General features: G+C 60.9%; 35 protein-coding genes. 27 read left to right on the forward strand and 8 right to left on the reverse strand.

What is annotated here, in order from left to right:
- Positions 1–11 precede the first annotated feature (11 nt).
- The 12 genes from rpsJ (at position 12) to ABWV89_RS13365 (ending at position 6,129) form a co-directional block, all read left to right on the forward strand.
- Positions 12–326 (forward strand): 30S ribosomal protein S10, encoded by a 315-nt coding sequence (rpsJ, locus tag ABWV89_RS13310; protein ID WP_353399242.1) that lies wholly within the window; start codon positions 12–14, stop codon positions 324–326.
- Between the two features lie 318 nt (positions 327–644).
- A complete protein-coding gene (gene rplC, locus ABWV89_RS13315) occupies positions 645–1,319 on the forward strand; it encodes a 50S ribosomal protein L3 (RefSeq protein ID WP_353397560.1) in 675 nt (224 codons plus the stop codon).
- Positions 1,319–1,939, forward strand: a complete 621-nt coding sequence (rplD, locus tag ABWV89_RS13320; protein WP_353397563.1) for a 50S ribosomal protein L4 — start codon at positions 1,319–1,321, stop codon at positions 1,937–1,939. The genes rplC and rplD overlap by 1 nt, the downstream gene beginning before the upstream one ends.
- Positions 1,936–2,250 carry a 50S ribosomal protein L23 gene (gene rplW, locus ABWV89_RS13325; protein WP_353397566.1) on the forward strand — a complete coding sequence of 105 codons (315 nt, stop codon included), beginning with the start codon at positions 1,936–1,938 and terminating at the stop codon, positions 2,248–2,250. Before rplD ends, rplW begins: the two co-directional genes overlap by 4 nt.
- Positions 2,251–2,253: 3 nt before the next feature.
- Positions 2,254–3,084 (forward strand): 50S ribosomal protein L2, encoded by an 831-nt coding sequence (rplB, locus tag ABWV89_RS13330; RefSeq protein ID WP_353397569.1) that lies wholly within the window; start codon positions 2,254–2,256, stop codon positions 3,082–3,084.
- A gap of 12 nt (positions 3,085–3,096) precedes the next feature.
- The gene (rpsS, locus tag ABWV89_RS13335) at positions 3,097–3,372 is read left to right on the forward strand and encodes a 30S ribosomal protein S19 (RefSeq protein WP_353397572.1); all 276 of its coding nucleotides are present in this window, start codon (positions 3,097–3,099) and stop codon (positions 3,370–3,372) included.
- 9 nt (positions 3,373–3,381) lie between these two features.
- Positions 3,382–3,711 carry a 50S ribosomal protein L22 gene (rplV, locus tag ABWV89_RS13340; protein ID WP_353397575.1) on the forward strand — a complete coding sequence of 110 codons (330 nt, stop codon included), beginning with the start codon at positions 3,382–3,384 and terminating at the stop codon, positions 3,709–3,711.
- 16 nt (positions 3,712–3,727) lie between these two features.
- Positions 3,728–4,576 (forward strand): 30S ribosomal protein S3, encoded by an 849-nt coding sequence (rpsC, locus tag ABWV89_RS13345; RefSeq protein ID WP_353397578.1) that lies wholly within the window; start codon positions 3,728–3,730, stop codon positions 4,574–4,576.
- A gap of 2 nt (positions 4,577–4,578) precedes the next feature.
- A complete protein-coding gene (rplP, locus tag ABWV89_RS13350) occupies positions 4,579–4,995 on the forward strand; it encodes a 50S ribosomal protein L16 (protein ID WP_353397581.1) in 417 nt (138 codons plus the stop codon).
- Between the two features lie 19 nt (positions 4,996–5,014).
- Positions 5,015–5,212 (forward strand): 50S ribosomal protein L29, encoded by a 198-nt coding sequence (gene rpmC, locus ABWV89_RS13355; RefSeq protein ID WP_353397584.1) that lies wholly within the window; start codon positions 5,015–5,017, stop codon positions 5,210–5,212.
- 11 nt (positions 5,213–5,223) lie between these two features.
- Positions 5,224–5,490, forward strand: a complete 267-nt coding sequence (gene rpsQ / locus ABWV89_RS13360) for a 30S ribosomal protein S17 (protein ID WP_353397587.1) — start codon at positions 5,224–5,226, stop codon at positions 5,488–5,490.
- Positions 5,491–5,610: 120 nt separating this feature from the next.
- Positions 5,611–6,129 carry a peroxiredoxin gene (locus ABWV89_RS13365; protein ID WP_353397590.1) on the forward strand — a complete coding sequence of 173 codons (519 nt, stop codon included), beginning with the start codon at positions 5,611–5,613 and terminating at the stop codon, positions 6,127–6,129.
- A gap of 28 nt (positions 6,130–6,157) precedes the next feature.
- Here the strand turns inward: ABWV89_RS13365 and ABWV89_RS13370 are convergent, their stop codons facing one another.
- From ABWV89_RS13370 to ABWV89_RS13385, 4 genes are all read right to left on the reverse strand, one after another.
- Complete coding sequence (locus ABWV89_RS13370) at positions 6,158–6,670, reverse strand: GNAT family N-acetyltransferase (protein WP_353397593.1); 513 nt, start codon at positions 6,668–6,670, stop codon at positions 6,158–6,160.
- A 92-nt stretch (positions 6,671–6,762) separates the two neighbouring features.
- Positions 6,763–7,227 (reverse strand): TlpA family protein disulfide reductase, encoded by a 465-nt coding sequence (locus ABWV89_RS13375; protein WP_353399245.1) that lies wholly within the window; start codon positions 7,225–7,227, stop codon positions 6,763–6,765.
- Positions 7,228–7,398: 171 nt separating this feature from the next.
- A complete protein-coding gene (locus ABWV89_RS13380) occupies positions 7,399–7,857 on the reverse strand; it encodes a thioredoxin fold domain-containing protein (RefSeq protein WP_353397596.1) in 459 nt (152 codons plus the stop codon).
- A 73-nt stretch (positions 7,858–7,930) separates the two neighbouring features.
- Positions 7,931–9,196, reverse strand: coding sequence for a CaiB/BaiF CoA transferase family protein (locus ABWV89_RS13385; protein WP_353397599.1), 1,266 nt, complete (start codon positions 9,194–9,196; stop codon positions 7,931–7,933).
- A 153-nt stretch (positions 9,197–9,349) separates the two neighbouring features.
- On the opposite strand from ABWV89_RS13385, the gene ABWV89_RS13390 reads away from it, so the two are divergent.
- The 5 genes from ABWV89_RS13390 to ptsP all read left to right on the forward strand — a co-directional run bounded on the left by ABWV89_RS13390 (position 9,350) and on the right by ptsP (position 13,903).
- A complete protein-coding gene (locus tag ABWV89_RS13390) occupies positions 9,350–9,859 on the forward strand; it encodes a hypothetical protein (RefSeq protein ID WP_353397602.1) in 510 nt (169 codons plus the stop codon).
- Positions 9,856–11,106, forward strand: a complete 1,251-nt coding sequence (locus ABWV89_RS13395) for an MFS transporter (protein WP_353397605.1) — start codon at positions 9,856–9,858, stop codon at positions 11,104–11,106. The genes ABWV89_RS13390 and ABWV89_RS13395 overlap by 4 nt, the downstream gene beginning before the upstream one ends.
- A gap of 9 nt (positions 11,107–11,115) precedes the next feature.
- Positions 11,116–11,562, forward strand: coding sequence for a PTS sugar transporter subunit IIA (locus ABWV89_RS13400; protein WP_353397608.1), 447 nt, complete (start codon positions 11,116–11,118; stop codon positions 11,560–11,562).
- Positions 11,531–11,800 (forward strand): HPr family phosphocarrier protein, encoded by a 270-nt coding sequence (locus ABWV89_RS13405; RefSeq protein ID WP_353397611.1) that lies wholly within the window; start codon positions 11,531–11,533, stop codon positions 11,798–11,800. The genes ABWV89_RS13400 and ABWV89_RS13405 overlap by 32 nt, the downstream gene beginning before the upstream one ends.
- Before the next feature lie 318 nt (positions 11,801–12,118).
- Complete coding sequence (gene ptsP, locus ABWV89_RS13410) at positions 12,119–13,903, forward strand: phosphoenolpyruvate--protein phosphotransferase (protein ID WP_353397614.1); 1,785 nt, start codon at positions 12,119–12,121, stop codon at positions 13,901–13,903.
- A 26-nt stretch (positions 13,904–13,929) separates the two neighbouring features.
- Here the strand turns inward: ptsP and ABWV89_RS13415 are convergent, their stop codons facing one another.
- The gene (locus ABWV89_RS13415; protein ID WP_353397617.1) at positions 13,930–14,790 is read right to left on the reverse strand and encodes a DMT family transporter; all 861 of its coding nucleotides are present in this window, start codon (positions 14,788–14,790) and stop codon (positions 13,930–13,932) included.
- 163 nt (positions 14,791–14,953) lie between these two features.
- Here ABWV89_RS13415 and ABWV89_RS13420 point away from each other — a divergent pair, with 163 nt between their 5' ends.
- The gene (locus tag ABWV89_RS13420; RefSeq protein ID WP_353397620.1) at positions 14,954–15,304 is read left to right on the forward strand and encodes a carboxymuconolactone decarboxylase family protein; all 351 of its coding nucleotides are present in this window, start codon (positions 14,954–14,956) and stop codon (positions 15,302–15,304) included.
- A gap of 27 nt (positions 15,305–15,331) precedes the next feature.
- Here the strand turns inward: ABWV89_RS13420 and lipA are convergent, their stop codons facing one another.
- From lipA to ABWV89_RS13435, 3 genes are all read right to left on the reverse strand, one after another.
- The gene (gene lipA / locus ABWV89_RS13425; protein WP_353397622.1) at positions 15,332–16,336 is read right to left on the reverse strand and encodes a lipoyl synthase; all 1,005 of its coding nucleotides are present in this window, start codon (positions 16,334–16,336) and stop codon (positions 15,332–15,334) included.
- Positions 16,337–16,403: 67 nt separating this feature from the next.
- Positions 16,404–17,123, reverse strand: coding sequence for a lipoyl(octanoyl) transferase LipB (lipB, locus tag ABWV89_RS13430; protein WP_502903211.1), 720 nt, complete (start codon positions 17,121–17,123; stop codon positions 16,404–16,406).
- Positions 17,124–17,150: 27 nt separating this feature from the next.
- Positions 17,151–17,435: an HP0495 family protein gene (locus tag ABWV89_RS13435; protein ID WP_353397625.1), complete on the reverse strand. Its 285-nt coding sequence runs from the start codon at positions 17,433–17,435 to the stop codon at positions 17,151–17,153.
- A 233-nt stretch (positions 17,436–17,668) separates the two neighbouring features.
- On the opposite strand from ABWV89_RS13435, the gene ABWV89_RS13440 reads away from it, so the two are divergent.
- The 9 genes from ABWV89_RS13440 (at position 17,669) to ABWV89_RS13480 (ending at position 25,140) form a co-directional block, all read left to right on the forward strand.
- Positions 17,669–18,166, forward strand: a complete 498-nt coding sequence (locus tag ABWV89_RS13440; protein WP_353397628.1) for an ATP synthase subunit I — start codon at positions 17,669–17,671, stop codon at positions 18,164–18,166.
- A 36-nt stretch (positions 18,167–18,202) separates the two neighbouring features.
- Positions 18,203–19,078, forward strand: coding sequence for a F0F1 ATP synthase subunit A (gene atpB / locus ABWV89_RS13445; protein WP_353397630.1), 876 nt, complete (start codon positions 18,203–18,205; stop codon positions 19,076–19,078).
- A 113-nt stretch (positions 19,079–19,191) separates the two neighbouring features.
- Positions 19,192–19,437 (forward strand): F0F1 ATP synthase subunit C, encoded by a 246-nt coding sequence (atpE, locus tag ABWV89_RS13450; RefSeq protein ID WP_353397633.1) that lies wholly within the window; start codon positions 19,192–19,194, stop codon positions 19,435–19,437.
- A 148-nt stretch (positions 19,438–19,585) separates the two neighbouring features.
- Entirely contained in the window at positions 19,586–20,056 is a 471-nt protein-coding gene (locus tag ABWV89_RS13455) for a F0F1 ATP synthase subunit B (protein ID WP_353397636.1), read from the forward strand.
- A 69-nt stretch (positions 20,057–20,125) separates the two neighbouring features.
- Positions 20,126–20,656 carry a F0F1 ATP synthase subunit delta gene (locus ABWV89_RS13460; RefSeq protein ID WP_353397639.1) on the forward strand — a complete coding sequence of 177 codons (531 nt, stop codon included), beginning with the start codon at positions 20,126–20,128 and terminating at the stop codon, positions 20,654–20,656.
- A 54-nt stretch (positions 20,657–20,710) separates the two neighbouring features.
- Positions 20,711–22,267: a F0F1 ATP synthase subunit alpha gene (gene atpA, locus ABWV89_RS13465; RefSeq protein WP_353397642.1), complete on the forward strand. Its 1,557-nt coding sequence runs from the start codon at positions 20,711–20,713 to the stop codon at positions 22,265–22,267.
- A gap of 30 nt (positions 22,268–22,297) precedes the next feature.
- Positions 22,298–23,164, forward strand: coding sequence for a F0F1 ATP synthase subunit gamma (gene atpG, locus ABWV89_RS13470; protein WP_353397645.1), 867 nt, complete (start codon positions 22,298–22,300; stop codon positions 23,162–23,164).
- Positions 23,165–23,209: 45 nt separating this feature from the next.
- Positions 23,210–24,616 carry a F0F1 ATP synthase subunit beta gene (gene atpD, locus ABWV89_RS13475; protein ID WP_353397648.1) on the forward strand — a complete coding sequence of 469 codons (1,407 nt, stop codon included), beginning with the start codon at positions 23,210–23,212 and terminating at the stop codon, positions 24,614–24,616.
- Positions 24,617–24,723: 107 nt separating this feature from the next.
- Positions 24,724–25,140 carry a F0F1 ATP synthase subunit epsilon gene (locus ABWV89_RS13480; protein WP_353397651.1) on the forward strand — a complete coding sequence of 139 codons (417 nt, stop codon included), beginning with the start codon at positions 24,724–24,726 and terminating at the stop codon, positions 25,138–25,140.
- The last annotated feature ends 33 nt before the right edge of the window (positions 25,141–25,173 follow it).

The raw sequence follows: 25,173 nt of genomic DNA on the forward strand, positions 1-25,173 counted from the left end.
GGGAGCGGAACATGTCCAACAAGCAAAAGATCCGTATCCGCCTGAAGGCGTTCGATTACAAGCTGATCGACACCTCCGCTGCTGAAATCGTTGACACCGCCAAGCGCACCGGCGCGATCGTCAAGGGCCCAGTGCCACTGCCGACCCGCATGAAGCGTTTTGACATCCTGCGCTCGCCGCACGTCAACAAGTCCAGCCGCGACCAGCTCGAAATCCGCACGCACCAGCGTCTGATGGACATCGTCGACCCGACCGACAAGACGGTTGACGCCCTGATGAAGCTGGACCTGCCTGCAGGCGTGGACGTCGAGATCAAGCTGCAGTAATGCAGCCCGACCGGTCTGAGGTCTGAGCGAAACGACCACTCGTCGGATTCGCCTGGGCCTGCAGACCGGGGTCTTGCGTAAAAAAAGCCCGCCGGGTATACTGGCGGGCTTTCCAGTCTTTGGCTGGAGTTTTTGTCGTGGCTTTGAGGAAACAAGAAGCCCCGAACCATGAACCGGGCGAGGAATTTGCCGCCAGGCCGTGCAGATCTATCTGATCAGTGCTGCCGAAACGGTGCCAAAGCCCATTTCAGCCGAGATGCCTTCGGGTATCGAAGCCCTATCAGCCCCGGCCAATTGAAGTCGGGAACGGAGAAAACAATGAGTCTTAGCAACTCCCTCGGGTTGTTGGGTCGCAAGGTGGGCATGATGCGTCTGTTCACCGATGACGGCGATGCAGTGCCTGTCACGGTGGTCGATGTGTCCAACAACCGTGTGACACAAGTCAAAACCCAAGCCAACGATGGCTACGATGCGCTGCAGGTCACCTTTGGCAAGCGTCGCGCCTCTCGCGTGACCAAGCCCATGGCAGGCCACCTGGCCAAGGCCGGTGTCGAAGCAGGCGAAATCATCAAGGAATTCCGCGTTGCCGCAGACGTGGCTGCCCAGTACCAGCCGGGCACCGCTGTTGCAGCCAATGCCGTGTTCGCCGCTGGCCAGAAGGTCGATGTGCAAGGCACCTCGATCGGTAAGGGCTACGCAGGCACGATCAAGCGCCACAACTTCGGTTCCCAGCGCGCTTCGCACGGTAACTCCATTTCTCACAAGGCACCTGGTTCCATCGGTATGGCCCAGGATCCAGGCCGTGTGTTCCCTGGCAAGAAGATGTCGGGTCACCTCGGTGATGTGACCAAGACGGTCCAGAACCTCGACCTGTTCCGCGTTGACGAAGAGCGCCAGCTGCTCATGATCCGCGGTGCCGTTCCTGGCGCCAAAGGCGGCTTCGTGACCATTCGTCCCGCTGTCAAGGCCCAACCCAGCAAAGGAGCTGACTGATGCAAGTTGAACTCCTGAACGACCAGGGCCAGCCAGCATCCAACGTGGATGTGCCTGAGACCATTTTCGGTCGTGACTACAACGAGGCCCTGATCCACCAGCTCGTGGTGGCTTATCAGGCCAACGCCCGCCAAGGTACGCGTGCCCAAAAAGACCGTGAAATGGTCAAGCACTCGACCAAGAAGCCGTTCCGCCAGAAGGGCACCGGCCGCGCTCGCGCCGGTATGACTTCCTCGCCACTGTGGCGTGGAGGTGGTCGCACCTTCCCGAACAGCCCTGACGAGAACTTCACCCAGAAGCTGAACAAGAAGATGTACCGCGCCGGTATGGCCTCCATCTTCTCCCAGCTGGTGCGCGAAGGCCGCCTGGCTGCCGTCGAGTCCATCAAGGTTGATTCGCCCAAGACCAAGCAGCTCGCTGCCAAGCTCAAGGCCATGAACCTGAACTCCGTTCTGGTGATCGCCGAGGAAGTCGACGAGAACCTGTACCTGGCTTCGCGCAACCTGCCCAACGTGCTGATCGTTGAGCCGCGCTACGCCGACCCAGTGTCGCTGGTCCGCTCCAAGAAAGTGATCGTCACCAAGGGCGCTATCGACAAGCTCAAGGAGATGTTCGCATGAGCACCACCAAGCAATTTGACGAAGGTCGTCTGATGCAGGTCCTCGTGGCACCGATCGTGTCCGAGAAGGCCACCATGGTCGCCGAGCAGAACAACACCGTTCTGTTCAAGGTACTGCGCAGCGCAACCAAGCAAGAAATCAAGGCCGCCGTTGAACTGATGTTCAAAGTTGAAGTCAAGGGCGTCTCCGTTCTCAACCAGAAGGGCAAGACCAAGCGTTTTGGCAAGACCGTCGGCCGTCGCGACCACGTGCGCAAGGCTTACGTGACGCTGGAAGCAGGTCAAGAGCTCAACTTCGGTGGGGAGGCTTAAATCATGGCAGTCATGAAGATGAAACCGACTTCGCCAGGCCGTCGCGGCATGGTGAAAGTCACGCGTGACCAGCTCCACAAAGGTTCTGGTTTCGCTCCGTTGCTCGAGAAGCAGCACCAGAAGTCGGGCCGCAACAACAACGGCCACATCACCGTCCGTCACAAGGGCGGTGGTCACAAGCACCACTACCGTGTGGTCGACTTCCGTCGCACCAAGGACAACATCCCGGCCAAGGTCGAGCGTATCGAATACGACCCGAACCGCACCGCGCACATCGCGCTGCTGTGCTACGCCGACGGCGAGCGTCGCTACATCATCGCCCCCCGTGGCGTTGAAGTGGGCGCAACCCTGATGTCCGGCTCCGAGTCGCCTATCCGCGCTGGCAACACCCTGCCTATCCGCAACATCCCGGTGGGTTCGACCATCCACTGCATCGAGTTGCAAGTGGGCAAAGGCGCCCAGATCGCCCGCTCCGCTGGTGCTTCCGCCGTGCTGCTGGCACGTGAAGGCATCTACGCACAGGTTCGCATGCGTTCCGGTGAAGTGCGCAAGATCCACGTGGATTGCCGCGCCACCATCGGTGAAGTCTCCAACCAGGAGCACAGCCTGCGTCAGCTGGGTAAAGCTGGTGTCAAGCGCCACATGGGTATCCGCCCAACGGTTCGCGGCACGGCCATGAACCCGATCGACCACCCGCACGGTGGTGGTGAAGGCAAGACCGGCGAAGGTCGCGCACCTGTGGATCCATGGGGCAACCTGGCCAAGGGCTACCGTACCCGCAACAACCGCCGCACGCAGAACATGATTGTTTCGCGTCGCAAGAGCAAGAAATAAAGGGCTGACATCATGACTCGTTCGCTCAAGAAAGGCCCCTTCGTTGACCATCACCTGATGGGCAAGGTTGAAAAGGCCGTGTCCGGTTCGGACAAAAAACCAATCAAGACTTGGTCGCGTCGCTCCATGATCCTGCCCGAATTCATCGGTCTGACCATCGCCGTTCACAACGGCAAGCAGCACGTGCCCGTGTACATCACCGACCAGATGGTCGGCCACAAACTCGGCGAGTTCTCCCTGACCCGTACCTACAAGGGTCACCCGGGCGACAAGAAAGCCAAGAAGTAAGGACTAACCATGGAAACCCGCTCTATCGTTCGCGGCGTGCGCCTGTCGGTTGACAAGGGCCGACTGGTTGCTGACCTGATTCGCGGCAAGAAAGTCGACCAGGCGCTGAACACACTCGAGTTCACCCAGAAGAAGGCTGCCGGCATCATCAAGAAGGCCCTGCTCTCCGCTATCGCCAACGCCGAGCACAACGACGGCGCCGACATCGACGAACTTCGCGTCAAAGCGATCCACGTCGAGCAAGGCACCACGCTCAAGCGTTTCACCGCTCGCGCCAAAGGCCGCGGCAATCGCATCAGCAAACCCACGTGTCACATCTATGTGACGGTTGGCAACTGAAGAGGACCAGAGGAATATGGGACAGAAAATCAACCCGACCGGTTTCCGCCTCGCAGTTTCGCGCAACTGGGCAAGCCGTTGGTACGCAAACAACCGTGACTTCGCCGGCATGCTGGCCGAAGACATCAAGGTTCGCGAGTACCTGAAGACCAAGCTCAAGAACGCCGCGGTTTCCCGCGTCGTGATCGAGCGTCCTGCCAAGAACGCACGCATCACCATCTACTCGGCTCGTCCTGGTGTGGTGATCGGCAAGAAAGGCGAGGACATCGAACGCCTGAAGAAGGAACTGGCCGTCAAGCTGGGCGTGCCTGTCGCAGTGAACATCGAAGAAGTGCGCAAGCCTGAGATCGATGCCAAGCTGATCGCCGACAGCATCACGCAGCAGCTCGAGAAGCGCATCATGTTCCGTCGCGCCATGAAGCGCGCCATGCAGAACGCCATGCGTCTGGGTGCCCAGGGCATCAAGATCATGTCTGCTGGTCGCCTCAACGGTATCGAAATCGCTCGTACCGAGTGGTATCGCGAAGGTCGTGTGCCTCTGCACACCCTGCGCTCCGATATCGACTATGGCACGTCTGAAGCCAAGACCACCTACGGCATCATCGGTGTCAAGGTCTGGGTGTACAAGGGCGACAACCTCGGCCGTAACGACGCACCTGTCGTTGAGCCACGTGAAGAAGAGCGCCGTCCGCGCGGTCCTCGCCGTGAGCGTCCCGCTCGTGGCGCCGGTGCCCGTCGTGGAACCAACGCCGCTCCATCCGATGGCAGCGACAAACCTGCCGAGGCCACCGATTCCAAACCCGCCGTTAAGCGCGTTCGCAAAGACGCGCCCGCATCTGCAGCTGCGGACGGTAAAGGAGAATAAGCATGTTGCAACCTGCTCGTCGCAAGTTCCGTAAGGAACACAAAGGCCGCAACACGGGCCCCGCTACCAGCGGTGCTTCCGTGGCCTTCGGTGACTTCGGTCTGAAGTCTACCGATCGCGGTCGCCTGACGGCTCGCCAGATCGAAGCTGGCCGCCGTGCCATTTCCCGTCACGTCAAGCGTGGTGGTCGTATCTGGATCCGTGTCTTCCCGGACAAGCCGATCTCCAACAAGCCCGCTGAGGTGCGTATGGGTAACGGTAAAGGTAACGTCGAATACTACGTTGCCGAAATCAAGCCCGGTAAGGTGATTTACGAGATCGTGGGTGTGTCTGAAGAACTCGCCCGCGAAGCTTTCCAACTGGCTGCTCGCAAGCTGCCCCTGCGCACCACGTTCGTGACGCGCATGCTGGGTCAATGAGACATCAGGAGAAATCGAAATGAATACTGCTGATCTGCGCCAGAAGGACGAGGCTGGTCTGAAAGATGAAGTGAAGTCCCTGCAAAAGGCCCACTTCAATCTGCGTATGCAAAAGGCCACTCAACAACTCAACAACACCGCCACGCTGGGTGATACCCGCCGCGCCATTGCTCGTGCCAAGACCATCCTGGCCGAGAAGCAGCGCGCTGCCAAATAAGGAGTGACGAAATGACGGAAAAACAAGCCCTCAAGCGCACCCTGGTTGGTAAGGTGGTGAGCGACAAGCGCGCCAAGACCGTGACCGTCATGGTCGAGCGTCGCGTGATGCACCCCATCTACGGCAAGATTGTGATCAAGTCGAGCAAGTACCACGCTCACGATGAGAACAGCGAGTACAAGATGGGTGATCTGATTGAGATCTCCGAGTGCCGCCCCTTGTCCAAGACCAAGAGCTGGGTAGCCACACGTCTGGTGCAAAAAGCCGCCATCGTGTAAGCCTGTTTGTGCAGCCCGCCTGCACGACAAGAAAAAGCGACCGACAATGTCGGTCGCTTTTTTGTTTTTGGCCCCCCGAATCGGTCGGAGGGCTTTCCCCCTGTCTCTAGGAGAGAACCCATGACGATTCAAGTTGGCGACAAGCTGCCCTCCACCACTTTGATGGAGTTTGTTCAGGTCGAAGGTGAGGGCTGCAGCATTGGCCCGGCACCAGTGAACGTCGCTGACGCGGTGGCAGGCAAGACGATTGCCCTGTTCGCGCTGCCAGGTGCATTCACGCCCACCTGCTCAGCACAGCACGTGCCGGGCTACGTGCAAATGAACGACGAGTTCAAGGCCGCTGGCGTCGATGAAATCTGGTGCGTGAGCGTCAACGACGCCTTCGTCATGGGCGCCTGGGGGAGTGATCAGAACACCGCTGGCAAGGTCCGCATGATGGGCGACGGCAGCGCCGACTTCGCCAAGAAAACCGGCCTGACGCTGGACCTGACCACCAAAGGCATGGGCCTGCGCAGCAACCGCTATTCCATGCTGGTCAAGGACGGCGTCGTCAAGACGTTGAACGTGGAAGGCCCGGGCAAGTTCGAGGTGAGCGACGCTGCCACTCTGCTTGCACAAGCCAAAGCACTCAAGGCCTGAATCAAAGGTGGGCTCCGGCCCACCTTTGTCAAATCACCTGAGCGAGGTCGACCTTGAGGTAGTGGGCGCCTGCCAACGGGTTGTGGTAGTAGGGTGGCACCTCCACGAAACCGACCTCCTGATAGAGCGCGCGGGCGCTTTCCATGTCGCGCAGTGTATCGAGCAACATGGTCGAATAGCCTGACTGCATGGCCCGGGTCATGATGTCATCCACCAGCATCTTTCCGAGGCCGAAACCGCGGAAAGCTCGGCGAACAAACAGCCGCTTCATCTCGCAAGCGTTGGGGTAGTCACTGTTGGGCATGGGCCTGAATGCCACGCATCCTGCCGGCACGCCGTCCACCAGAGCCAGCAGCAGGGCGCCACCGGGTTCGGCGTAGTCGCCAGGCAGGCATTCCAGTTCATCGTCGAACTGCTGAAACGAGAGGTCGATACCGATGTCGGTCTGGTAGTCGACAAACAGCTCACGGACAAGCTGGAATTCGGGCTCTCCCAGCTCAGAGCGAAGCTCTATGTCTACAGGGGATTCAGGCTCAGGCATGCGTCATGCACGTGTGGTGATGAAGCATCCGACTATAAGCGAGACCAGGCAGCGCGACCATCTGGGCATACCCCAGCCTCGTTGACTCGAACTCAGGTTTCTGCCAGCAGGCTTTCGATCAGCTGGTGCAAGGCATCAAAGTCAGGGGCGCCGACGAAGCGTTTGACGACCTGTCCCTTCTTGTCCAGCAGATAGGTGGTGGGAGTCAGCTGTACGTCTCCCCAGGCGGTTGCCACTTCGCCGGTGTTGTCGATCGCAACCTTGAATGGCAGCTGGCGCGACTGGGCAAAGTTGACGACCCAGGCTGGTGGGTCGTAAGACATGGCGACCGCTACCGTATCGAATCCGCGATCCTTGTACTTGTCGAAGGTGTGGACCAGCTCTGGCATTTCCTTGACGCAACTGACGCAAGTGGTGGCCCAGAAGTTGACGAGAACGACCTTGCCCTTCAGTGCCGCCGTGTCGGTCTTGGAGCCATCGAGCAGCACGAACTCGGACTGAGGCGCTGCATCACGTGCCCCGCAGCCCGACACCAGCGCCAAAGCAGCGCCCAGCATCGCCGCGATCAGGGTGCGACGGGCAAGGAGGAGAGGAGCAGAAAGACGGGACAAGGACATGGCGCAGGCAGACAGGGATCATGTGGAAGACATGAGACAGACCCTATTTTGCCGCCAAAGGTTCCGCCTCACAAATGGCAAACACATGCCGACCGGTCAATCCGTGCATATTCAAGCGGGTTTGAGCGCCTTGCGCGCGGTCGCCAGCCTTTGCTCCAGGTACTCGCCATAGAAGTCCTGGACGGCGACACCTTGCAGGCGTTCGGCCAGCTCTTTGCCTTCAGGGCCGAAAAACAGCACCGTCGGGGCGAATTTGGCGTTCCAGCGACGGGCCAGATCAGAGGGCGAGGTACTTTGCCCGTCAAACCCCTGCACCACGGATTGCCGGTCCAGGATATCTACCTGAACAGCATGAACCTGTCCGGCCTGGCGCATCGGCCCCAGGTAGTTGTCACGAACCACATCGCAGAACGGGCACCCTTTGAGCGTGGTCATCACCACCAGTGGCTCGCCCTTGGCGGCCGCGGCTTGCGCGGCGCCACGCAGCGACTGGGCAGACGGCAGCTTGCCAGCGCCGCGATGCGGCGCGCGGGCGGCTGTGTCCGGGCGGGCGGCGGTCTCGGTGTCCATGACTTGCTCCATTGGCTCCTACGGGAATAACCGGTTTGCGCGTCAATGAAGGGCAAAGACGGTCGGATGCATCTCAGACAATACCCTTCTCTCGCAGTTCCGCCAAGCGCTCAGACGGAAGGTCAATCCAATCGGACAACGCCTCCTGCGTGTGCTGACCCAGCAGCGGCGGTGGCATGTCTGCGCGCACCGGGGTGGCGCTGAGCTTCATGGGACTGGCCACCAGCGAGAGCCTGTCTGCCATAGGGTGCTGCCATTGGGTGACCATGCCCCGGGCCAGCACCTGAGGGTCGGCAAAAACCTCCGCCAGATTGTTGATCGGTCCACAAGGCACTTTCGCGGCCTCGAGCTGATTCAGCCAGGTGGCCTTGCTCCGCTGTTTCATGACCGCTTCGAGCATCGGTACCAGAACAGCCCGATGTCGAACCCGATCGGGGTTGCGGGCAAATCGTTCGTCCTGACTCAACTCTGGTCGACCTGCGACTTCACAGAACTTGGCGAACTGGTTGTCATTGCCCACGGCAAGAATGATGAACTGTGCGCTGCCGTCCTCGCCCGGCGCCACTTCGAAGACCTGATACGGCACGATATTGGCGTGCGCATTGCCAGCGCGCCCCGGTACCTTGCCTTCGGACTGGCCACGCACCAGATAGTTGGCCCCGAGATTGGCGAGCATGGCCACCTGGGTGTCCAGGAGTGCCATGTCGATGTACTGCCCCTCGCCGGTTCGCTCTGCATGTCGCAGCGCCGCCTGAATGGCCACGGTGGCGTACATGCCCGTGAACAGGTCAGCCACCGCCACACCCACTTTCTGGGGGCCGCCTCCGGGCAGGTCGTCGCGCTCCCCGGTGATGCTCATCAACCCACCCATGCCTTGAATGGCATAGTCATAGCCCGGGCGGTCCTTGTAGGGGCCATTCTGGCCAAAGCCCGTGATCGAGCAATACACCAGGGCAGGATTGATGGCTTTGAGGCGTTCATAGTCGAGCCCGTAGCGGGCCATGTCCCCGACCTTGTAGTTTTCAATGAAGACATGGGCCTTTGCAGCCATCTCGCGGATGAGCGCCTGTCCTTCCGGTTGGGAGATATCGCAGGTGACCGAGCGTTTGTTGCGGTTGGCGCCCAGATAGTAGGCGGCTTCCGCGGTGTCCTGCCCGTCTCGCCCCTGAAGAAAGGGAGGGCCCCAGCCGCGGGTGTCGTCCCCACCGGGATGTCGAGGACCGGTAGGGCGTTCGATCTTGACGACGTCAGCGCCCAGATCGGCCAGGGTCTGGGTACACCAGGGGCCCGCCAGTACGCGGGAGCAATCGAGAATACGGATACCATCCAGAGCGTTCATCCGCACATTGTGCGCCAGTTGGAGGCATGGACATGTCCCCGCCGGCGACAATCGAGTGCTCCTGGCTTCCGTTCGTCATCGCCTGTCATGACCCGTCGTCCCTTGTCACCGTCACCGTCATCTCTTTCTTCTCGCCCGAGCCGGCTTCCAGTGATGGCCGCCCTGGTTGCTGCCGCGCTGTCGTCGGCCTGCAGCCCCACCTACAACTGGCGCGAACTCAGGCCCGATGGCGCAGCGCTGGTGGCCACACTGCCATGCAAGCCAGACCAGGCGGACAGAGAGGTTCCACTCACGGGTCAACCCACCACCTTGCACATGTACAGCTGCAAGGCGAGCGATCAAACCTATGCCCTGGCCTGGGCGAACCTGCCCGAAGGTGCCGTTGCCCAGGAGGCACTGGCCGCCTGGCAGCAGGCATCACAGAAGTCACTGCAGGGGAGCGAGGGAGAAGGGGCTGTCAGTCCCTGGCCCTTTGCACTCAAAGGTCACTCGATGCTGATCACCGTGCGCACAGCCGGAAAAGACCACCAGGGCCACGACCTGCAGGCACAGGTGGCCTACTTCTCTTCCGGGCAAAAGGTCTACCAGGCAGCGGTGTATGGCCAACAACTGCCTCAAGAGGCTGTCGAACCGTTCTTCTCTGGCATCCAGCTGTTGCCATGACGGCATCATCTCGCCGCCCCTCGGCCAGGCAGGTCATGGTCCTGTTTGGTGCGTTCGCGTTTGCGTATTTCATTTCAACCCTGATCAGGGCGGTCACTGCCACGCTTTCGCCGGTGCTCACCGATGAGCTGAGCTTGCAAGCGCACGAACTGGGCCTGCTCGCCGGCGGCTACTTTCTGGGATTCGCGTTGACCCAGCTGCCACTTGGCGCATGGCTGGATCGGCATGGACCCCGGCGCGTCGAAATGGGATTTCTGGTCGTGGCCGTTGCAGGCAGCGCCGCTTTCGCGCTGGTCGACGGTTTTGCCGGGCTGCTGCTGGCACGAGTGGTCCTGGGTATGGGGCTGAGTGCCTGCCTGATGGCCCCCTTGACCGGCTATCGTCGCTGGTTGACGCCGGGCATGCAGCTGCGTGCCAACTCCTGGATGCTGATGACGGGCTCGCTGGGCATGCTGGCGTCCACCTTGCCAGTGCAGTGGCTGTTGCCGGCAGTGGGTTGGCGAGGGCTGTTCTGGTTGCTGGCGGCTGCCCTGGTGTTGTCGATCCTGTTGCTTCGCTTCGCGGTACCGGCCTGGCGGCCCTCCAGCGAAGCCGCTGAGGGTGTGCCTGCGGCGCAGGACTGGCGCCTGGCCGACATCTGGCGTCACCCCTACTTCCGGCTCATGGCGCCGATCGGCTTTGTCCAGTATGGCGGCATGATCGCCATCCAGACCCTGTGGGCCGGCCCATGGCTGCACCGAGTGGTGGGCGCATCACCATCGGCCGTTGCTGGTGGGCTGTTTGCCATCAATCTGTCCATGCTCCTGGCCTTCTGGCTATGGGGGTTGGTGAACCCTCACTTGTCGGGGCGCGGCTGGCCGGCGGACCGGTTGATGGCGTATGGGCTGCCACTGAGCTATGGGGTGCTGGCCTGCGTGGTCTGGTTGGGGCCAGAGGCCGGCTGGCCCTGGTGGGCTGCCTTTTGCGTGGCCTGTACGCCGGGGTCGCTCGCCCAGCCGGCCATTGCCATGGCCATGCCTGAACGGGCTGCCGGACGGGCGCTGTCGTCGTTCAACCTTGTCCTGTTTGCCGGCATTTTCTGCATGCAATGGGCCATTGGCCTGGCGATTGACGGCTTTACGCTCCTTGGCCTGGCCGAGATCAATGCATTTCGGGCGGCCATGCTGGTGTTCCTTTTATGCAGTATGTGTGCTTATCTGGTGTTTCGCATTGGCCTTGCACGGTGGAAGGTCAGTGAGCAGGGCTAAACTCTGGGTATGAACGGCATTCTCATCATTGCGCATGCACCGCTGGCTTCCGCCATGCGGCAGTGTGTGATGCACGTCTTCCCAGACAGTGCAAGCGCTGTCGCTGCGCTGGATGTGCAGCCCAACATGCCGCCCGAGGAGACTCTGGCGCAGGCTCGGGCACTCATGGCACAGCTTGACACCCAGGGGGTGCTGGTCGCCGCTGACGTGTTCGGCGCGACGCCCTGCAACGTAGCGCAGAAGCTGGTTGACGGCGTGCGTGCGCGTCTCGTTGCCGGCGTCAACCTGCCCATGCTGCTGCGCACTGTCTCATACCGCCACGAACCCCTGGAAGCGCTCGTCTCCCGCGCTGTCATGGGCGGCACGCAAGGTGTTGTGCCCGTGGCCGTTACCGCACCCCAGAATCAGGCCAGACGAGCCGCTCATGATCAAGACCACCGTCACCATCAGCAATAAGCTAGGACTGCACGCTCGCGCTTCGGCCAAGCTGACCAAACTGGCAGGCAGCCACAAATGCGAAGTCTGGCTTTCCCGAGCCGACCGGCGCGTCAATGCCAAGAGCATCATGGGCGTCATGATGCTGGCCGCCGGCATTGGCAGCAATGTCGAGATCGAAACCAACGGCGAAGACGAACAACAGGCCATGGATGCGCTGGTGGAGCTCATCAATGACAAGTTTGGTGAAGGGGAATGAATGTGGCCCCCACGCTCCGCCGCTCACGCGGGTCGCTGCCCCCCGAGGGGGCTGATCCGGCTTGGGGCGGCCCTGCGCCGGATCGGTTTGGCCCCCACGTTCCGCCGCTTACGCGGGTCGCTGCCCCCTGGGGCGCGCGTTTCACCTTGGGGCGGCCCGCCGGCGAAACTGTTGGCCCCCACGCTCCGCCGCTACGAGGGTCGCTGCCCCCCGAGGGGGCTGATCCGGCTTGGGGCGACCCTGCGCCGGATCGCTGTCTCTCCGGTCAGGCCTGAGTAGTTGGTGCGTCGGAGTTGTTGTTGATAAGGGTGGATTGAAATGAGTTTCACGGTTCACGGGTTGGCGGTTTCTCGGGGCATAGCGATTGGCCGTGCGGTCATCGTGGCGTCCAGTCGCCTGGACGTGGCCCATTACTTCATCGGGGCAGAGCAGGTCGAGCACGAGATCGAGCGTCTGCGCGTGGCGCGAAACGCGGTGGTGGACGAGATCGGGCGTGTTCAGGCGGCCATGCATGGTTCGTCGACGGCTGAAGCGCACCCGGAGCTCGCAGCGTTGCTCGACGTGCACGTCATGCTGCTCCAGGACGAGCAGATGACCGCTGCTGTCAAGAACTGGATCGAGGAGCGGCACTACAACGCCGAATGGGCATTGACCGCGCAGCTGGACGTGCTCACGCGCCAGTTCGAGGAGATGGACGACCCCTATCTGCGCGAACGCAAGGCAGATCTCGAGCAAGTGGTCGAGCGTGTGTTGCGTGCCATGCGTGGCGATGGCTCGGCAGTGGACTCTGCCGAAGCCACGGATTCTTCATTCCCGGAATCGACACTGTTGTCGTCGCACCCGACAGCGGTGGCGCCAGAGGCGCCCTTGGTCCTGATCGCACATGACCTCTCACCGGCGGACATGCTGCAGTTCAAGCAGAGCGCGTTCGCCGGATTTGTCACCGATGTCGGGGGCAAGACAGGGCACACCGCCATCGTGGCCCGCAGCATGGACATTCCGGCGGTGGTGGGCGCGCGTTCGGCCAGCCACCTGATCAAGCAGGACGACTGGGTCATCATTGACGGCGATGCCGGTGTGGTGCTGGTTGATCCATCCCCTGTTGTGCTCGCCGAGTACGGTGAGCGTCAGCGTCGTGTTTCCCAGGAGCGTGAGCGCCTCTCGCGCTTGCGCAACACACCAGCAGTCACAGTCGATGGTGAGAAGGTTGAGCTGCTGGCCAACATCGAACAACCTGGCGACGTCGAGGCCGTGCTCAAGGCAGGCGCCGTTGGCGTCGGGCTATTCCGGACCGAATTTCTCTTCATGGGACGGGCAGGCAAGCTGCCGGATGAGGACGAGCAATACCGAGCCTATCGCAACGTGGTCAAGGGCATGCGCGGCATGCCGGTGACGATCCGAACCATCGATGTCGGTGCGGACAAACCACTGGATCGGGATGCCGCACCACGTGAAGACCATCTCAACCCCGCGATGGGGTTGCGCGCCATACGCTGGAGCCTCACGGAACCGGCCATGTTCGTTACACAGCTGCGAGCCATCTTGCGCGCGGCAGCGCACGGCCCGGTGAACCTGCTGGTGCCCATGCTCACCCATGCATCGGAAATCAAGCAGACCATCGCCCTGATCGAACGAGCCAAGGAGCAGTTGACCGATGAAGGCGTGCCCTTTGGCCCGGCCAAACTCGGCGCGATGATCGAGGTGCCTGCTGCTGCGTTGACGGTGCCGTTGTTCCTGCGCTATTTCGATTACCTGTCCATCGGCACCAACGACTTGATCCAGTACACGCTGGCCATCGACCGCGCCGACGAATCCGTGGCCCATTTGTTTGACCCGGTCCACCCGGCGATCCTGCAATTGCTGGCCAGCACCATCGCCATGTGCCACGCCCAGGGCAAGAGCGTGAGCGTGTGCGGCGAAATGGCCGGCGACGTGCAGATGACCCGTCTGTTGCTCGGCCTGGGGCTGCGCAGCTTCTCCATGCACCCATCGCAAGTGCTGGCCATCAAACAGCAAATCCTGCGCAGCGACACCGAGCGCCTCAAAGCCTGGGCACAGAGCGTGCTGAGCGCAGAAGACCCGGCGGCCTTGATCGACGACTGATCAAGTCGGGAGCCAGCGAGGCGTTGTCAGCGCGCCCGCGTTGCCACCACCGCCGCCCCCACGATCAACACCGTAGCGAGCACGATGGACGCGTTGGGCGTCTGTCCCTGCTGGGCCAGCAGCACAAAGGTGGACAGCAAGGGCGTGAGAAAGCTGATCACGCCGATCTGCCGGGCATCGCCGCGTTTGAGTGCCGCGTCCCAGAGAAAGAAGGCACCACCCAAAGGGCCCAGGCCCAGCAGGGCGATCAAGGCCCAGTCTTGCGCGCTGAGAGTCACGGCCGGTTCCAGCGCCCAGTGGCAAGCGAGTGAAAGCCCGCCAGAGACCAGCGCGAAGCCGCCAATCGCTGCTGTGGGGAATGGGCGCACGCGCTTGGTGAGCAGCGAGTAGGTCGACCAGATGAAGGCAGATGCCATGGCTGGCAAATAGCCCCAAGCCCAGAGCGGCGCGCCGTCGCCAACCGAAGCACCGCCACTGTCTCGCCCCAGGATGGCCAGAGCTGCGCCGGCAAAGCCGGTCAGGGCGGCGGCCACGTGGCGGCGGGTCAGGCTGACGCCGGGCAGTATCCAGGGCGCCATCACCACAATGCCGAGCGGCCAGAGGTAGTTGACGAGGTTGGCCTGCACCGGTGGCGCGTGGCGCAGGGCAATGAAGAGCAGGAAGTGAAACCCGAACAAGCCGTACACGCCCATCAGCAGCGTGGCGGGCGGCACCTTCCAGGTGCGCAGGTCAAAGCGCGACAAGGGCAGCGCAATGAGGCTGCCCACCAGCAAGCCCAGCCCCGTGAGCAGAAACGGCGGTACATGCGACAAGGCCACGCCGAGTGCCGCCAGGGAGGCCCACAGCACCACGGCGCCCAGCGCCAACAGATTGGCGGTCGATTTCATGGCGCCAATGCCTTGGCTTGATCCATCGCAAAGCGGTGATCGTTGATGAATTGGATACTGCCCTCAGTATTCATGGGTGGCGTGCCGCCTGTGTCATTTCGCCTTGTGCGTTTTCGCTTCATGCGGTTTCGCTTTTGACTGATTTTCTCCGAGGAAACATCCGATGAGCACCTTTGATCACAGCGGCCTGATTGCCGACATCAACCAGAGCCTGGCCCCGTTTCGCAAATCGCAACCCGATGCCATGGCTGGTTTCGGACAGTTGGCCAAGGCCTCCATCACCGATGGTGCGCTCAGCGCCAAACAAAAGGAACTGATTGCCTTGGCCATTGGCGTGACGCAACGCTGCAGCGGCTGCATCGGATTTCATGTCAAGGCGCTGCACCGCTTGCAGGCCACGCGTGCCGAGATCGAGGAGATGCTCTCGGTCTGCGTGTACATGGGCGGTGGTCCGGCCTTGATGTACGCGGCCGAAGCCATGACGGCCTGGGAGAAGATGCAGCCCAAGGCCTGAGCCGGTTGGGGCCTCTTCGCTGGCGGCTCAGCCTGCCTTGTCGGCGTTGAGCACGCCATGCGCCTGCTGGTCGGCGTGGTAGCTCGAACGCACCATCGCCCCGACCGCTGCATGCGTGAAGCCCATTTCGTAGGCTTTTTCCTCGAACATCTTGAAGGTGTCCGGGTGCACGTAGCGGCGCACCGGCAGGTGGTGGCCTGATGGCGCCAGATACTGGCCAATGGTCAGCATCTCGATGTTGTGCTCGCGCATGTCGCGCATCACCTCGAGAATCTCTTCGTCGGTTTCACCCAGGCCGACCATGATGCCGCTCTTGGTTGGCACGTTCGGGAACAAGGCCTTGAACTTCTTGAGCAGGTTCAGGCTGAAGGCGTAGTCGCTGCCGGGGCGGGCCTGCTTGTACAGGCGCGGCACCGTTTCCAGGTTGTGGTTCATCACGTCGGGTGGCGCAGCTTTGAGGATGTCGAGCGCACGGTCGTCGCGGCCACGGAAATCGGGCACCAGCACTTCAATCTGCGTCTCGGGTGAAAGCTCGCGAGTCTTCTGGATGCACTCCACGAAGTGACCTGCACCGCCGTCGCGCAAGTCGTCGCGGTCCACGCTGGTGATCACCACGTATTTCAGCTTGAGTGCGGCGATCGTCTTCGCCAGGTTTTGCGGCTCGTCGACGTCCAGCGGGTCGGGGCGACCATGGCCCACATCGCAGAAGGGGCAGCGGCGGGTGCACTTGTCACCCATGATCATGAAGGTGGCCGTGCCCTTGCCAAAACACTCGCCGATGTTGGGGCAGCTCGCTTCTTCGCACACCGTTACCAGCTTGTTGCTGCGAAGGATGTCCTTGATTTCATAGAAGCGCGTGGTGGGGCTGCCCGCACGGACGCGAATCCACTCGGGCTTCTTGAGCACCGGTGCCGCTTCCACCTTGATCGGGATGCGGGCCGTCTTGGCCTGGCTCTTTTGCTTGGCGCTCGCGTTGTATTGCTCGGCCGGCTGCGCTTCGTGAACGGTGGTGGGGGTGCTGCGGGTAGTCATAAGAGGAGGGCGGCGCTTTTGGCGCGGTGTACGGCGGTAAACGACGGTTGACGGCAGTGTGCTGCGTTCAGGGGGCGAGCAGCGCAGTGAGCTTTTGGCTCAGCAGTTGCGCGGCGTCATCCCAGCGGGTCTGAACCCCGATTGTAGAAAGGTCCACGGTGCGCAAACCTGCGTAACCGCAAGGGTTGATGCGTTCAAACGGCGCCAGGTCCATGTCGACGTTGAGCGAGAGGCCGTGATACGTGCAGTTGCGGCTGACCTTGATGCCCAGCGCCGCGATCTTGCCCAGGCCGTCAAAGTCCGGCCCGGCGCCGCCCGCTCCAGTCGCTCCTTTTTGTGGCCGCTGGGGCAAAGGGGAGTGGTTGCCGGGGTCATTCAGGCGCACATAAATACCGGGAGCACCCGCCACGCGGTGGCCCGTGACGCCAAAGTGATCCAAAGTGCGAATAACGGCTTCTTCCAGGCGGTAGACGTATTCCTTGACGAAATAGCCGGCTCGCTTGAGGTCCACCAGCGGATAGGCCACGACCTGACCAGGCCCGTGGTAGGTCACCTGGCCGCCGCGATTGGTCTGCACCACATCAATGCCGCCTGCATCGAGCACATGCTCGGCCTTGCCGGCCAGGCCTTGGGTGAACACGCGTGGGTGCTCGCACATCCACAGCTCGTCGTCGGTATCGGGCTGCCGGCGCTGGGTGAAATCCACCATCGCGTCGAAACACGCCTGGTAGGGCGTGCGGCCCAGCCAGTGCGTGATCATGTGCGGGTCGGAAGGCGTGGCCACCATGGTCGATACCTGAAGTAACGCAGGGTGTCAGAGCACGTATTTCACCAGCGGGTGCGTGGTCAAGGTTCGATAGACCTCGTCGAGCTGCTCGCGACTGGTGACATGAATCGAGAGTGTCAAACCCAGATAGTTGCCCTTTCTGCTGGGGCGGCGCTCGACGCTGGTGGCATCAAATTCGGGCTCAAACCCCTGCGCGATGATGACCATGGCGCTGAAGAATTCTTCAGTGTGCGCGCCCATCACCTTGATGGGAAAGCGGCATGGGTACTCGATCAGGGACTGGTCGGCTGGAATGTCTGGGGGGGTGTTCATGGCCAATAACTGTCTTGAAGGGGCCTCTTGGATCCGTATACGGATTATCCCGCCGCCCGTCGGTGTATGCGAAAGCGTTCCGCAAGGCTTGACTTTATGACCGGGTTTCTACGTATAATGGGCGGCTTTGCAAACCCGCAATCATTTGTAACCAGGCTGCTGGTCGGCGGAAAAAACCTTGAAAAATCAAGGCTTTTCCACTCGAATGGTGCCAGAGAACGCAGGACGAGATCATGACGACATCGCCCGGTCCGGCGCCAGACAAATGGGAAGATGGGGAGCAAGACTCCGATTTCAAGCCGCTGACGCGCGAACAAGCGCAGCAGTGGCGCGCCAGGCAACCAGAGACATCCATCTGGAAGCTGGTGATGATGCAGTCGGCAACGGGCTTGATCACAGCCGCGTTGGCCTGGATGCTGGTTCAGCCGGCATCTGTGGCCTGGTCTGTGATCTATGGCTCCGCAGCGGTGGCGCTGCCCTCGGCCGTGATGGCCTGGGGTTTGACGTCCAGCGCGACGGCCCGTCTGTGGCGGAGTGCGGCAAACGCCGCCTTCGCAGGTTTATTGCTGTGGGAAGGGATCAAGGTTTTGCTGGCGGTGGCCATGTTGTGGTCAGCGCCGCTGGTGGTCCCCGACCTCAACTGGCTCGGCCTGCTGGTCGGGCTGGTGTTGACGCTGAAGGTGCATTGGCTGGGGCTGTGGCTCCAGACCCGTTCACCCCTGAAGCGATAGTTTTTTGTTGAATTGATTGGCGCGAAAGCACAAAACATGGCTGCAGAAGGTTCACTTACCCCGGGCGAGTACATTCGCCACCACCTGACCCACCTGACCAATCACGAGCAGGGCTTCATCGTCGATTTTTCGGTGATCAACCTCGACTCGGTCATCATCAGCTCCCTGCTGGGTGCGCTGACCTGCTTCGTTCTGTGGCTGGCTGCGCGCAAGGCCACTGCTGGCCGTCCTGGTCGTTTCCAGGCTGCCGTGGAAATTCTGGTCGAGATGGTCGACAACCAGGCCAAAGGCGTGATCCACAACGCCCAGAGCCGCAAGCTGATCGCACCTCTTGCCCTGACGGTCTTCTGCTGGATCTTCATGATGAACTTCATGGACATGATTCCGGTCGACCTGCTGCCTCAAATGTGGACCGGCGCCTATGCGGCTGCTGGTCACGACCCTCACCACGCCTACCTGCGCGTGGTGCCAACGGCTGACTTGTCCACCACCCTGGGTCTGTCGGTGTCCGTTCTGCTGCTCTGCCTGGTCTACAACATCAAGATCAAAGGCCTGGGCGGCTGGGCTCACGAGCTCGTGACTGCACCGTTCGGCACCAGCAAGAACCCTGTTTGGGCACTGCTGCTGGGAGTGACCAACTTCCTCATGCAAATGATCGAGTTCGTCGCCAAGACGGTTTCGCACGGCATGCGACTGTTCGGCAACATGTTCGCTGGCGAACTGGTGTTCATGCTGATTGCGCTGCTCGGCGCCTATGCTTCCCTGTCCCTGGGTGGCGGTCTGTTCTTCGTCGGCCACGTCATTGCTGGCACGATCTGGACGCTGTTCCACATCCTGGTGATCGTGCTCCAGGCATTCATCTTCATGATGCTGGCGCTGATCTACCTGGGTCAGGCGCACGACGCACACTGATGCAACACGGCTGGTGATATCACTGTCAATCCCGACATCACTGGCCGTTAGCTGAGATTTTTCTCTTTCTTACTTTCCCCAACTCAACTTTCCGTTCATCTAAAGGAGTCATCATGGAAAACGTTCTGGGTCTTGTCGCTCTGGCTTGCGGTCTCATCGTCGGTCTGGGTGCTATTGGCGCTTCTGTCGGTATTGCGCTCATGGGCGGCAAATTCCTCGAATCGTCTGCACGTCAGCCTGAGCTGATGAATGACCTGCAGACCAAGATGTTCATTCTGGCCGGTCTGATCGACGCTGCATTCCTGATCGGTGTGGCTATCGCTCTGCTGTTCGCCTTCGCCAACCCCTTCACGCTGTAATAGGTGTTGCTGCCGCGCGCGGCAGCCTGGGTTGGGGTCACTCCTTGAACCTTCAAACAATCCCGTTCAAGGGTGACCACGGCCGGCTTGCTGCTGGCGCCACAGCAATGGTGTCACCACTCTTGTTTACACACAGAAAGGTGTTGCGATGAATATCAATGCAACCCTCTTTGCACAGATCGTCGTCTTCGCGATTCTGGTGTGGTTCACGATGAAGTTCATCTGGCCACCGATCGCCAAGGCACTCGACGAGCGTGCTGCAAAGATCACCGATGGTCTGGCTGCTGCCGAAAAGGCCAAGTCCGAGCTGGCCGTGGCCAACAAGCGAGTGGAAGAGGAGTTGAGCAAGTCGCGCAACGAATCCGCCACCCGTCTGGCTGATGCCGAGCGTCGGGCTCAGACCATGATCGAGGAAGCCAAAGCTCGCGCGAGCGACGAAGCTGCCAAGATCGTGGACGCTGCCCGTCAGGAAGCTGATCAGCAGGTCGTCAAGGCCCGCGAATCGCTGCGTGAGGAAGTCGCTGCACTGGCCGTCAAAGGCGCCGAGCAGATCCTCCAGCGCGAAGTGGACGCCAAGGCGCACGCTGACATGCTTGGTCGCCTCAAGGCCGAGCTCTGATCCAGCGCGTCCGCACCGAACGAACGCCCTCTTAGAAATAAAGCCGCACAGGCATTTCGAAGGTAGAACATGGCTGAACTTGCCACCATCGCCCGCCCGTACGCCGAAGCGCTGTTCAAAGCAGCCGGAGCCGATGCTGCCAGTATGGCTGGCTGGGTTGAAGCGCTCGCGGCGATTGCCGCCAACGAGCAGCTGCTTCAGTTTGCTGACGACCCGAACACGTCCGATCAACAGGTCTTCGACGTGATCACCGGCGTCATCAAGACAGAGCTGCCCGCTGCTGGTCAGAACTTCCTGCGTACCGTGATCGAAAACGGTCGCGTGAACGTGTTGCCCGAAATTGCAGCGCAATTTCAGGTGCTCAAGAACGCACAGCAGGGCACGTCTGATGCCATCGTCTACAGCGCCTTCGACATTGATGCCTCTGCTCTGAGTGAGTTGGGTGCCGTGCTCGAAAAGCGCTTCGGCCGCAAGCTCAACCTCAAGGTTGAAGTGCAGCCCGAGCTGATCGGTGGCGTTCGTGTGGTGGTGGGCGACGAGGTGCTCGACACCTCGGTCAAAGCCCGTCTGGAACAAATGAAAGTTGCGCTGACGGCCTGATGGCCGAAACATCGGCCTCGCCCGCATACCCATTTACGAAATAAGGAAAGAGTCATGCAGCTCAATCCCGCAGAAATCTCTGAACTGATCAAGTCCCGCATCCAGGGTCTCGACACCTCCAGCGACGTTCGCAACCAAGGCACGGTCGTTTCCGTGACCGACGGTATCGTGCGCGTGCACGGCCTCTCGGACGTGATGCAGGGCGAAATGCTGGAATTCCCCGCCAACAGCGAAGGCGTGCCTTCCTTTGGTCTGGCACTGAACCTGGAGCGCGACTCCGTCGGTGCCGTGATTCTGGGCGAATACGAGCACATCTCCGAAGGCGATACCGTCAAATGCACGGGCCGCATTCTGGAAGTGCCAGTCGGCCCCGAGCTGGTTGGCCGCGTGGTCAACGCCCTGGGTCAGCCGATCGACGGCAAGGGCCCGATCAACGCCAAGATGACCGACGTGATCGAGAAGGTTGCGCCTGGCGTTATCGCCCGTAAGTCTGTTGACCAGCCAGTGCAAACCGGTCTGAAGTCGATCGACTCCATGGTGCCAATCGGCCGTGGCCAGCGTGAGCTGATCATTGGTGACCGTCAGACGGGTAAGACCGCTGTCGCCATCGACGCGATCATCAACCAAAAAGGTCAGAACATGACCTGCGTGTACGTCGCCATCGGCCAGAAGGCGTCGTCCATCAAGAACGTGGTTCGCGCTCTGGAGCAAGCCGGCGCAATGGAGTACACCATTGTGGTCGCCGCTACCGCTTCTGACTCGGCTGCCATGCAGTACCTGTCTGCCTACTCCGGTTGCACGATGGGTGAGTACTTCCGCGATCGCGGTGAAGACGCTCTGATCGTTTATGACGATCTGTCCAAGCAGGCTGTGGCTTACCGCCAGGTTTCCCTGCTGCTGCGCCGTCCTCCAGGCCGTGAAGCTTTCCCTGGCGACGTGTTCTATCTCCACAGCCGCCTGCTCGAGCGTGCAGCCCGTGTGAACGCCGACTACGTCGAAGCCTTCACCAAGGGTGAAGTCAAAGGCCAGACCGGCTCGCTGACCGCACTGCCGATCATCGAAACCCAGGCTGGTGACGTTTCCGCTTTCGTTCCGACCAACGTGATTTCGATTACCGACGGTCAGATCTTCCTGGAAACCAACCTGTTCAACGCTGGTATCCGTCCTGCCATTAACGCTGGTATTTCCGTCTCCCGCGTCGGTGGTGCTGCCCAGACCAAGCTCATCAAGAGCCTGTCCGGCGGTATCCGTACCGACCTGGCACAGTACCGTGAACTGGCTGCGTTCGCGCAGTTCGCTTCCGATCTGGACGAAGCCACCCGCAAGCAGCTGGACCGTGGTGCCCGCGTGACCGAGCTGCTCAAGCAGGCTCAGTACAGCCCGCTGTCCATCAGCCTGATGGCCGCTTCCCTGTACGCAGTGAACAACGGTTTCTTCGACGATCTGGAAGTCTCCCAGGTTCTGGCCTTCGAATCCGGCCTGCACGCTCACCTCAAGGACAAGCATGCAGCTCTGATGTCGAAGCTGGAGAGCAACAAGGCCCTGGACAAGGATTCCGAGGCCGAGCTCAAGGCTGCCATCGCCGACTTCAAGAAAACCGGCACGTACTGATCCGCCCATTGACCTGAACAAGGAGTAGCAATGGCTGCAGGTAAGGAAATACGAGGCAAGATCAAATCGGTGGAAAACACCAAGAAGATCACCAAAGCCATGGAAATGGTGGCGGCCTCGAAGATGCGTAAGGCGCAGGACCGCATGCATGCGGCTCGCCCTTACAGTGAGAAAGTGCGTCAGATTGCTGGCAATCTGAGCCGCGCCAACCCGGAGTACACCCATCCGTTCATGGAAACCAACGACGGCAAAGCCTCCGGCTTTGTCGTGGTGACCACGGACAAAGGCCTGTGCGGTGGTTTGAACACCAACCTGCTGCGCGCCGTGACCAATGAGCTCAAAGAGCTCAAGGGCAAGGGTGAGAAGGCGGAAGTCGTGGCGATCGGTAGCAAAGGTATCGGTTTCATGAACCGTATCGGCGCGCAGGTCGTCTCATCCGTGACGGGTCTGGGTGACACGCCTCACTTGGAGAAGCTCATCGGTCCGGTCAAGGTGCTGCTCGATGCATACACCGAAGGCCGCCTGAATGCCGTGTACCTGTGCTACACCAAGTTCATCAACACGATGAAGCAGGAGACGGTCGTTGAGCAGCTGCTGCCGCTCTCGGCCAGCGATCTGCAAGAGGGCGCATCCGGTCGCGACTGGGACTACGTCTACGAGCCGGACGCACAGGCTGTGATCGATGACTTGCTGCTGCGATACATCGAAGCGCTGGTCTACCAGGCAGTGGCTGAGAACATGGCTTCCGAGCAGTCCGCTCGCATGGTGGCCATGAAGGCTGCCACCGACAACGCCGGCAACGTCATCAACGAACTCAAGCTGGTCTACAACAAGACCCGACAGGCTGGTATTACCAAAGAGCTGTCGGAAATCGTGGCCGGCGCCGCAGCCGTTTAAGGTCGGCGGACAAACGAATCTAGAGAAAACACAAAGGTACCCATCATGTCTCAAGTACAAGGCAAGATTGTTCAGTGTATCGGCGCTGTGGTGGACGTGGAGTTTCCACGCGACCAGATGCCCCGCGTGTATGACGCACTGAAAATGGAAGGTTCTGCACTGACCCTGGAAGTGCAGCAGCAGCTCGGCGACGGCGTGGTCCGTACGATTGCGCTGGGTTCGTCGGACGGCCTGCGTCGCGGCATGATGGTGTCCAACACCGAAGCCCCGATCACGGTTCCCGTCGGCAAGGCCACCCTGGGCCGCATCATGGACGTGCTGGGCACGCCTATCGACGAGCGTGGCCCTGTCAGCCAGGAACTGACCGCTTCCATCCACCGCAAGCCACCAGCCTATGACGAGCTGAGCCCTTCGCAAGAACTGCTCGAGACCGGCATCAAGGTGATCGACCTGATCTGCCCCTTCGCCAAAGGCGGTAAGGTGGGTCTGTTCGGTGGCGCCGGTGTGGGCAAGACCGTGAACATGATGGAACTCATCAACAACATCGCCAAGGCGCACTCGGGTCTGTCCGTGTTCGCTGGTGTGGGTGAGCGTACCCGTGAAGGTAACGACTTCTACTACGAGATGGCTGACTCCGAGGTCGTCAAGCTCGACAACCTGGCCGAGTCCAAAGTGGCCATGGTTTACGGTCAGATGAACGAGCCTCCAGGCAACCGTCTGCGCGTGGCGCTGACCGGCCTGACCATGGCTGAAGCTTTCCGTGACGAAGGCCGTGACGTGCTGTTCTTCGTGGACAACATCTACCGTTACACCCTGGCCGGTACCGAAGTCTCCGCTCTGCTCGGTCGTATGCCTTCCGCCGTGGGTTACCAGCCTACGCTGGCCGAAGAAATGGGCCGTCTGCAGGAACGTATTACTTCCACCAAGGTGGGCTCGATCACGTCGATCCAGGCCGTTTACGTGCCAGCCGACGACTTGACCGATCCTTCCCCAGCCACCACCTTCGCTCACTTGGACTCCACCGTCGTGTTGTCCCGTGACATTGCTGCTCTGGGTATCTACCCCGCTGTGGATCCCCTGGACTCCACCAGCCGTCAGCTCGATCCGCTGGTCGTGGGTCAGGAGCACTACGAAGTGGCCCGTGCTGTTCAGGGTACCCTGCAGCGCTACAAGGAACTGCGCGACATCATCGCGATTCTGGGCATGGACGAACTGTCCCCGGACGACAAGCTGGCCGTGGCCCGCGCTCGCAAGATGCAGCGTTTCCTGTCCCAGCCGTTCCACGTGGCCGAAGTGTTCACGGGTTCGCCAGGCAAGTACGTTTCGCTGGCCGAAACCATCCGCGGCTTCAAGATGATCGTCAATGGTGAGTGCGATCACATGCCCGAGCAGGCTTTCTACATGGTTGGAACCATCGACGAAGCCATCGAGAAGGCCAAGAAAGTCGCTTAAAGCGGCGTACTCGGGCGCCCGGTGTCGTTGGTGTGCTCAATGTGCGCACCACCTAGCCGGACACCCGACTACTTGCTTTCATTCGACTTTTTCTAACTGGAGTAACTATGAGCACCATCCGCGTCGATGTGGTCAGCGCCGAAGAGTCCATCTTTTCGGGCGAGGCCAAGTTCGTGGCCCTGCCGGGCGAGGCGGGTGAGCTGGGCATTCTGCCTGGTCACATCCCGTTGATCACCCGCATCAAGCCGGGTGCCGTGCGCATCGAGAAGGCCGAGGGCGATGAAGAGTTTGTGTTCGTGGCTGGTGGCATTCTCGAAGTGCAGCCAAACCATGTGACCGTCCTCTCCGACACCGCCATTCGTGGACACGACCTCGATGAAGCCAAGGCCACAGAGGCCCGCAAGCAAGCCGAAGAGGCGCTGAAGAACGCCAACAGCGAACTGGATATTGCCAAGGCGCAATCCGAGCTGGCCGTCATGGCCGCACAGATTGCTGCGTTGCGAAAGTACCGACAGAAGCGCTGAGCAAGCGTGTCGAAGTTCGCAGGAGACCAGCCT

The sequence above is a fragment of the Hydrogenophaga sp. 5NK40-0174 genome, from assembly GCF_040372165.1.
Lineage (GTDB): Bacteria > Pseudomonadota > Gammaproteobacteria > Burkholderiales > Burkholderiaceae_C > Hydrogenophaga.

What these genes read in the sequence shown, in the direction of transcription:
- ABWV89_RS13395 (WP_353397605.1), top strand. Translation starts at nt 9,856, where the DNA reads ATGACGGCATCATCTCGCCGCCCCTCGGCCAGGCAGGTCATGGTCCTG.
- rplC (WP_353397560.1), top strand. Translation starts at nt 645, where the DNA reads ATGAGTCTTAGCAACTCCCTCGGGTTGTTGGGTCGCAAGGTGGGCATG.
- ABWV89_RS13380 (WP_353397596.1), bottom strand. Translation starts at nt 7,857, where the DNA reads ATGGACACCGAGACCGCCGCCCGCCCGGACACAGCCGCCCGCGCGCCG.
- ABWV89_RS13365 (WP_353397590.1), top strand. Translation starts at nt 5,611, where the DNA reads ATGACGATTCAAGTTGGCGACAAGCTGCCCTCCACCACTTTGATGGAG.
- ptsP (WP_353397614.1), top strand. Translation starts at nt 12,119, where the DNA reads ATGAGTTTCACGGTTCACGGGTTGGCGGTTTCTCGGGGCATAGCGATT.
- rplP (WP_353397581.1), top strand. Translation starts at nt 4,579, where the DNA reads ATGTTGCAACCTGCTCGTCGCAAGTTCCGTAAGGAACACAAAGGCCGC.
- ABWV89_RS13420 (WP_353397620.1), top strand. Translation starts at nt 14,954, where the DNA reads ATGAGCACCTTTGATCACAGCGGCCTGATTGCCGACATCAACCAGAGC.
- atpE (WP_353397633.1), top strand. Translation starts at nt 19,192, where the DNA reads ATGGAAAACGTTCTGGGTCTTGTCGCTCTGGCTTGCGGTCTCATCGTC.
- ABWV89_RS13455 (WP_353397636.1), top strand. Translation starts at nt 19,586, where the DNA reads ATGAATATCAATGCAACCCTCTTTGCACAGATCGTCGTCTTCGCGATT.
- lipB (WP_502903211.1), bottom strand. Translation starts at nt 17,123, where the DNA reads ATGGTGGCCACGCCTTCCGACCCGCACATGATCACGCACTGGCTGGGC.
- atpD (WP_353397648.1), top strand. Translation starts at nt 23,210, where the DNA reads ATGTCTCAAGTACAAGGCAAGATTGTTCAGTGTATCGGCGCTGTGGTG.
- rplB (WP_353397569.1), top strand. Translation starts at nt 2,254, where the DNA reads ATGGCAGTCATGAAGATGAAACCGACTTCGCCAGGCCGTCGCGGCATG.
- ABWV89_RS13480 (WP_353397651.1), top strand. Translation starts at nt 24,724, where the DNA reads ATGAGCACCATCCGCGTCGATGTGGTCAGCGCCGAAGAGTCCATCTTT.
- lipA (WP_353397622.1), bottom strand. Translation starts at nt 16,336, where the DNA reads ATGACTACCCGCAGCACCCCCACCACCGTTCACGAAGCGCAGCCGGCC.
- rpsQ (WP_353397587.1), top strand. Translation starts at nt 5,224, where the DNA reads ATGACGGAAAAACAAGCCCTCAAGCGCACCCTGGTTGGTAAGGTGGTG.
- ABWV89_RS13415 (WP_353397617.1), bottom strand. Translation starts at nt 14,790, where the DNA reads ATGAAATCGACCGCCAATCTGTTGGCGCTGGGCGCCGTGGTGCTGTGG.
- rpsS (WP_353397572.1), top strand. Translation starts at nt 3,097, where the DNA reads ATGACTCGTTCGCTCAAGAAAGGCCCCTTCGTTGACCATCACCTGATG.
- rpmC (WP_353397584.1), top strand. Translation starts at nt 5,015, where the DNA reads ATGAATACTGCTGATCTGCGCCAGAAGGACGAGGCTGGTCTGAAAGAT.
- rplW (WP_353397566.1), top strand. Translation starts at nt 1,936, where the DNA reads ATGAGCACCACCAAGCAATTTGACGAAGGTCGTCTGATGCAGGTCCTC.
- ABWV89_RS13390 (WP_353397602.1), top strand. Translation starts at nt 9,350, where the DNA reads ATGGCCGCCCTGGTTGCTGCCGCGCTGTCGTCGGCCTGCAGCCCCACC.
- ABWV89_RS13370 (WP_353397593.1), bottom strand. Translation starts at nt 6,670, where the DNA reads ATGCCTGAGCCTGAATCCCCTGTAGACATAGAGCTTCGCTCTGAGCTG.
- ABWV89_RS13460 (WP_353397639.1), top strand. Translation starts at nt 20,126, where the DNA reads ATGGCTGAACTTGCCACCATCGCCCGCCCGTACGCCGAAGCGCTGTTC.
- ABWV89_RS13405 (WP_353397611.1), top strand. Translation starts at nt 11,531, where the DNA reads ATGATCAAGACCACCGTCACCATCAGCAATAAGCTAGGACTGCACGCT.
- atpB (WP_353397630.1), top strand. Translation starts at nt 18,203, where the DNA reads ATGGCTGCAGAAGGTTCACTTACCCCGGGCGAGTACATTCGCCACCAC.
- rpsC (WP_353397578.1), top strand. Translation starts at nt 3,728, where the DNA reads ATGGGACAGAAAATCAACCCGACCGGTTTCCGCCTCGCAGTTTCGCGC.
- atpG (WP_353397645.1), top strand. Translation starts at nt 22,298, where the DNA reads ATGGCTGCAGGTAAGGAAATACGAGGCAAGATCAAATCGGTGGAAAAC.
- rplD (WP_353397563.1), top strand. Translation starts at nt 1,319, where the DNA reads ATGCAAGTTGAACTCCTGAACGACCAGGGCCAGCCAGCATCCAACGTG.
- ABWV89_RS13375 (WP_353399245.1), bottom strand. Translation starts at nt 7,227, where the DNA reads ATGCTGGGCGCTGCTTTGGCGCTGGTGTCGGGCTGCGGGGCACGTGAT.
- ABWV89_RS13400 (WP_353397608.1), top strand. Translation starts at nt 11,116, where the DNA reads ATGAACGGCATTCTCATCATTGCGCATGCACCGCTGGCTTCCGCCATG.
- ABWV89_RS13385 (WP_353397599.1), bottom strand. Translation starts at nt 9,196, where the DNA reads ATGAACGCTCTGGATGGTATCCGTATTCTCGATTGCTCCCGCGTACTG.
- ABWV89_RS13440 (WP_353397628.1), top strand. Translation starts at nt 17,669, where the DNA reads ATGACGACATCGCCCGGTCCGGCGCCAGACAAATGGGAAGATGGGGAG.
- rplV (WP_353397575.1), top strand. Translation starts at nt 3,382, where the DNA reads ATGGAAACCCGCTCTATCGTTCGCGGCGTGCGCCTGTCGGTTGACAAG.
- ABWV89_RS13435 (WP_353397625.1), bottom strand. Translation starts at nt 17,435, where the DNA reads ATGAACACCCCCCCAGACATTCCAGCCGACCAGTCCCTGATCGAGTAC.
- atpA (WP_353397642.1), top strand. Translation starts at nt 20,711, where the DNA reads ATGCAGCTCAATCCCGCAGAAATCTCTGAACTGATCAAGTCCCGCATC.
- rpsJ (WP_353399242.1), top strand. Translation starts at nt 12, where the DNA reads ATGTCCAACAAGCAAAAGATCCGTATCCGCCTGAAGGCGTTCGATTAC.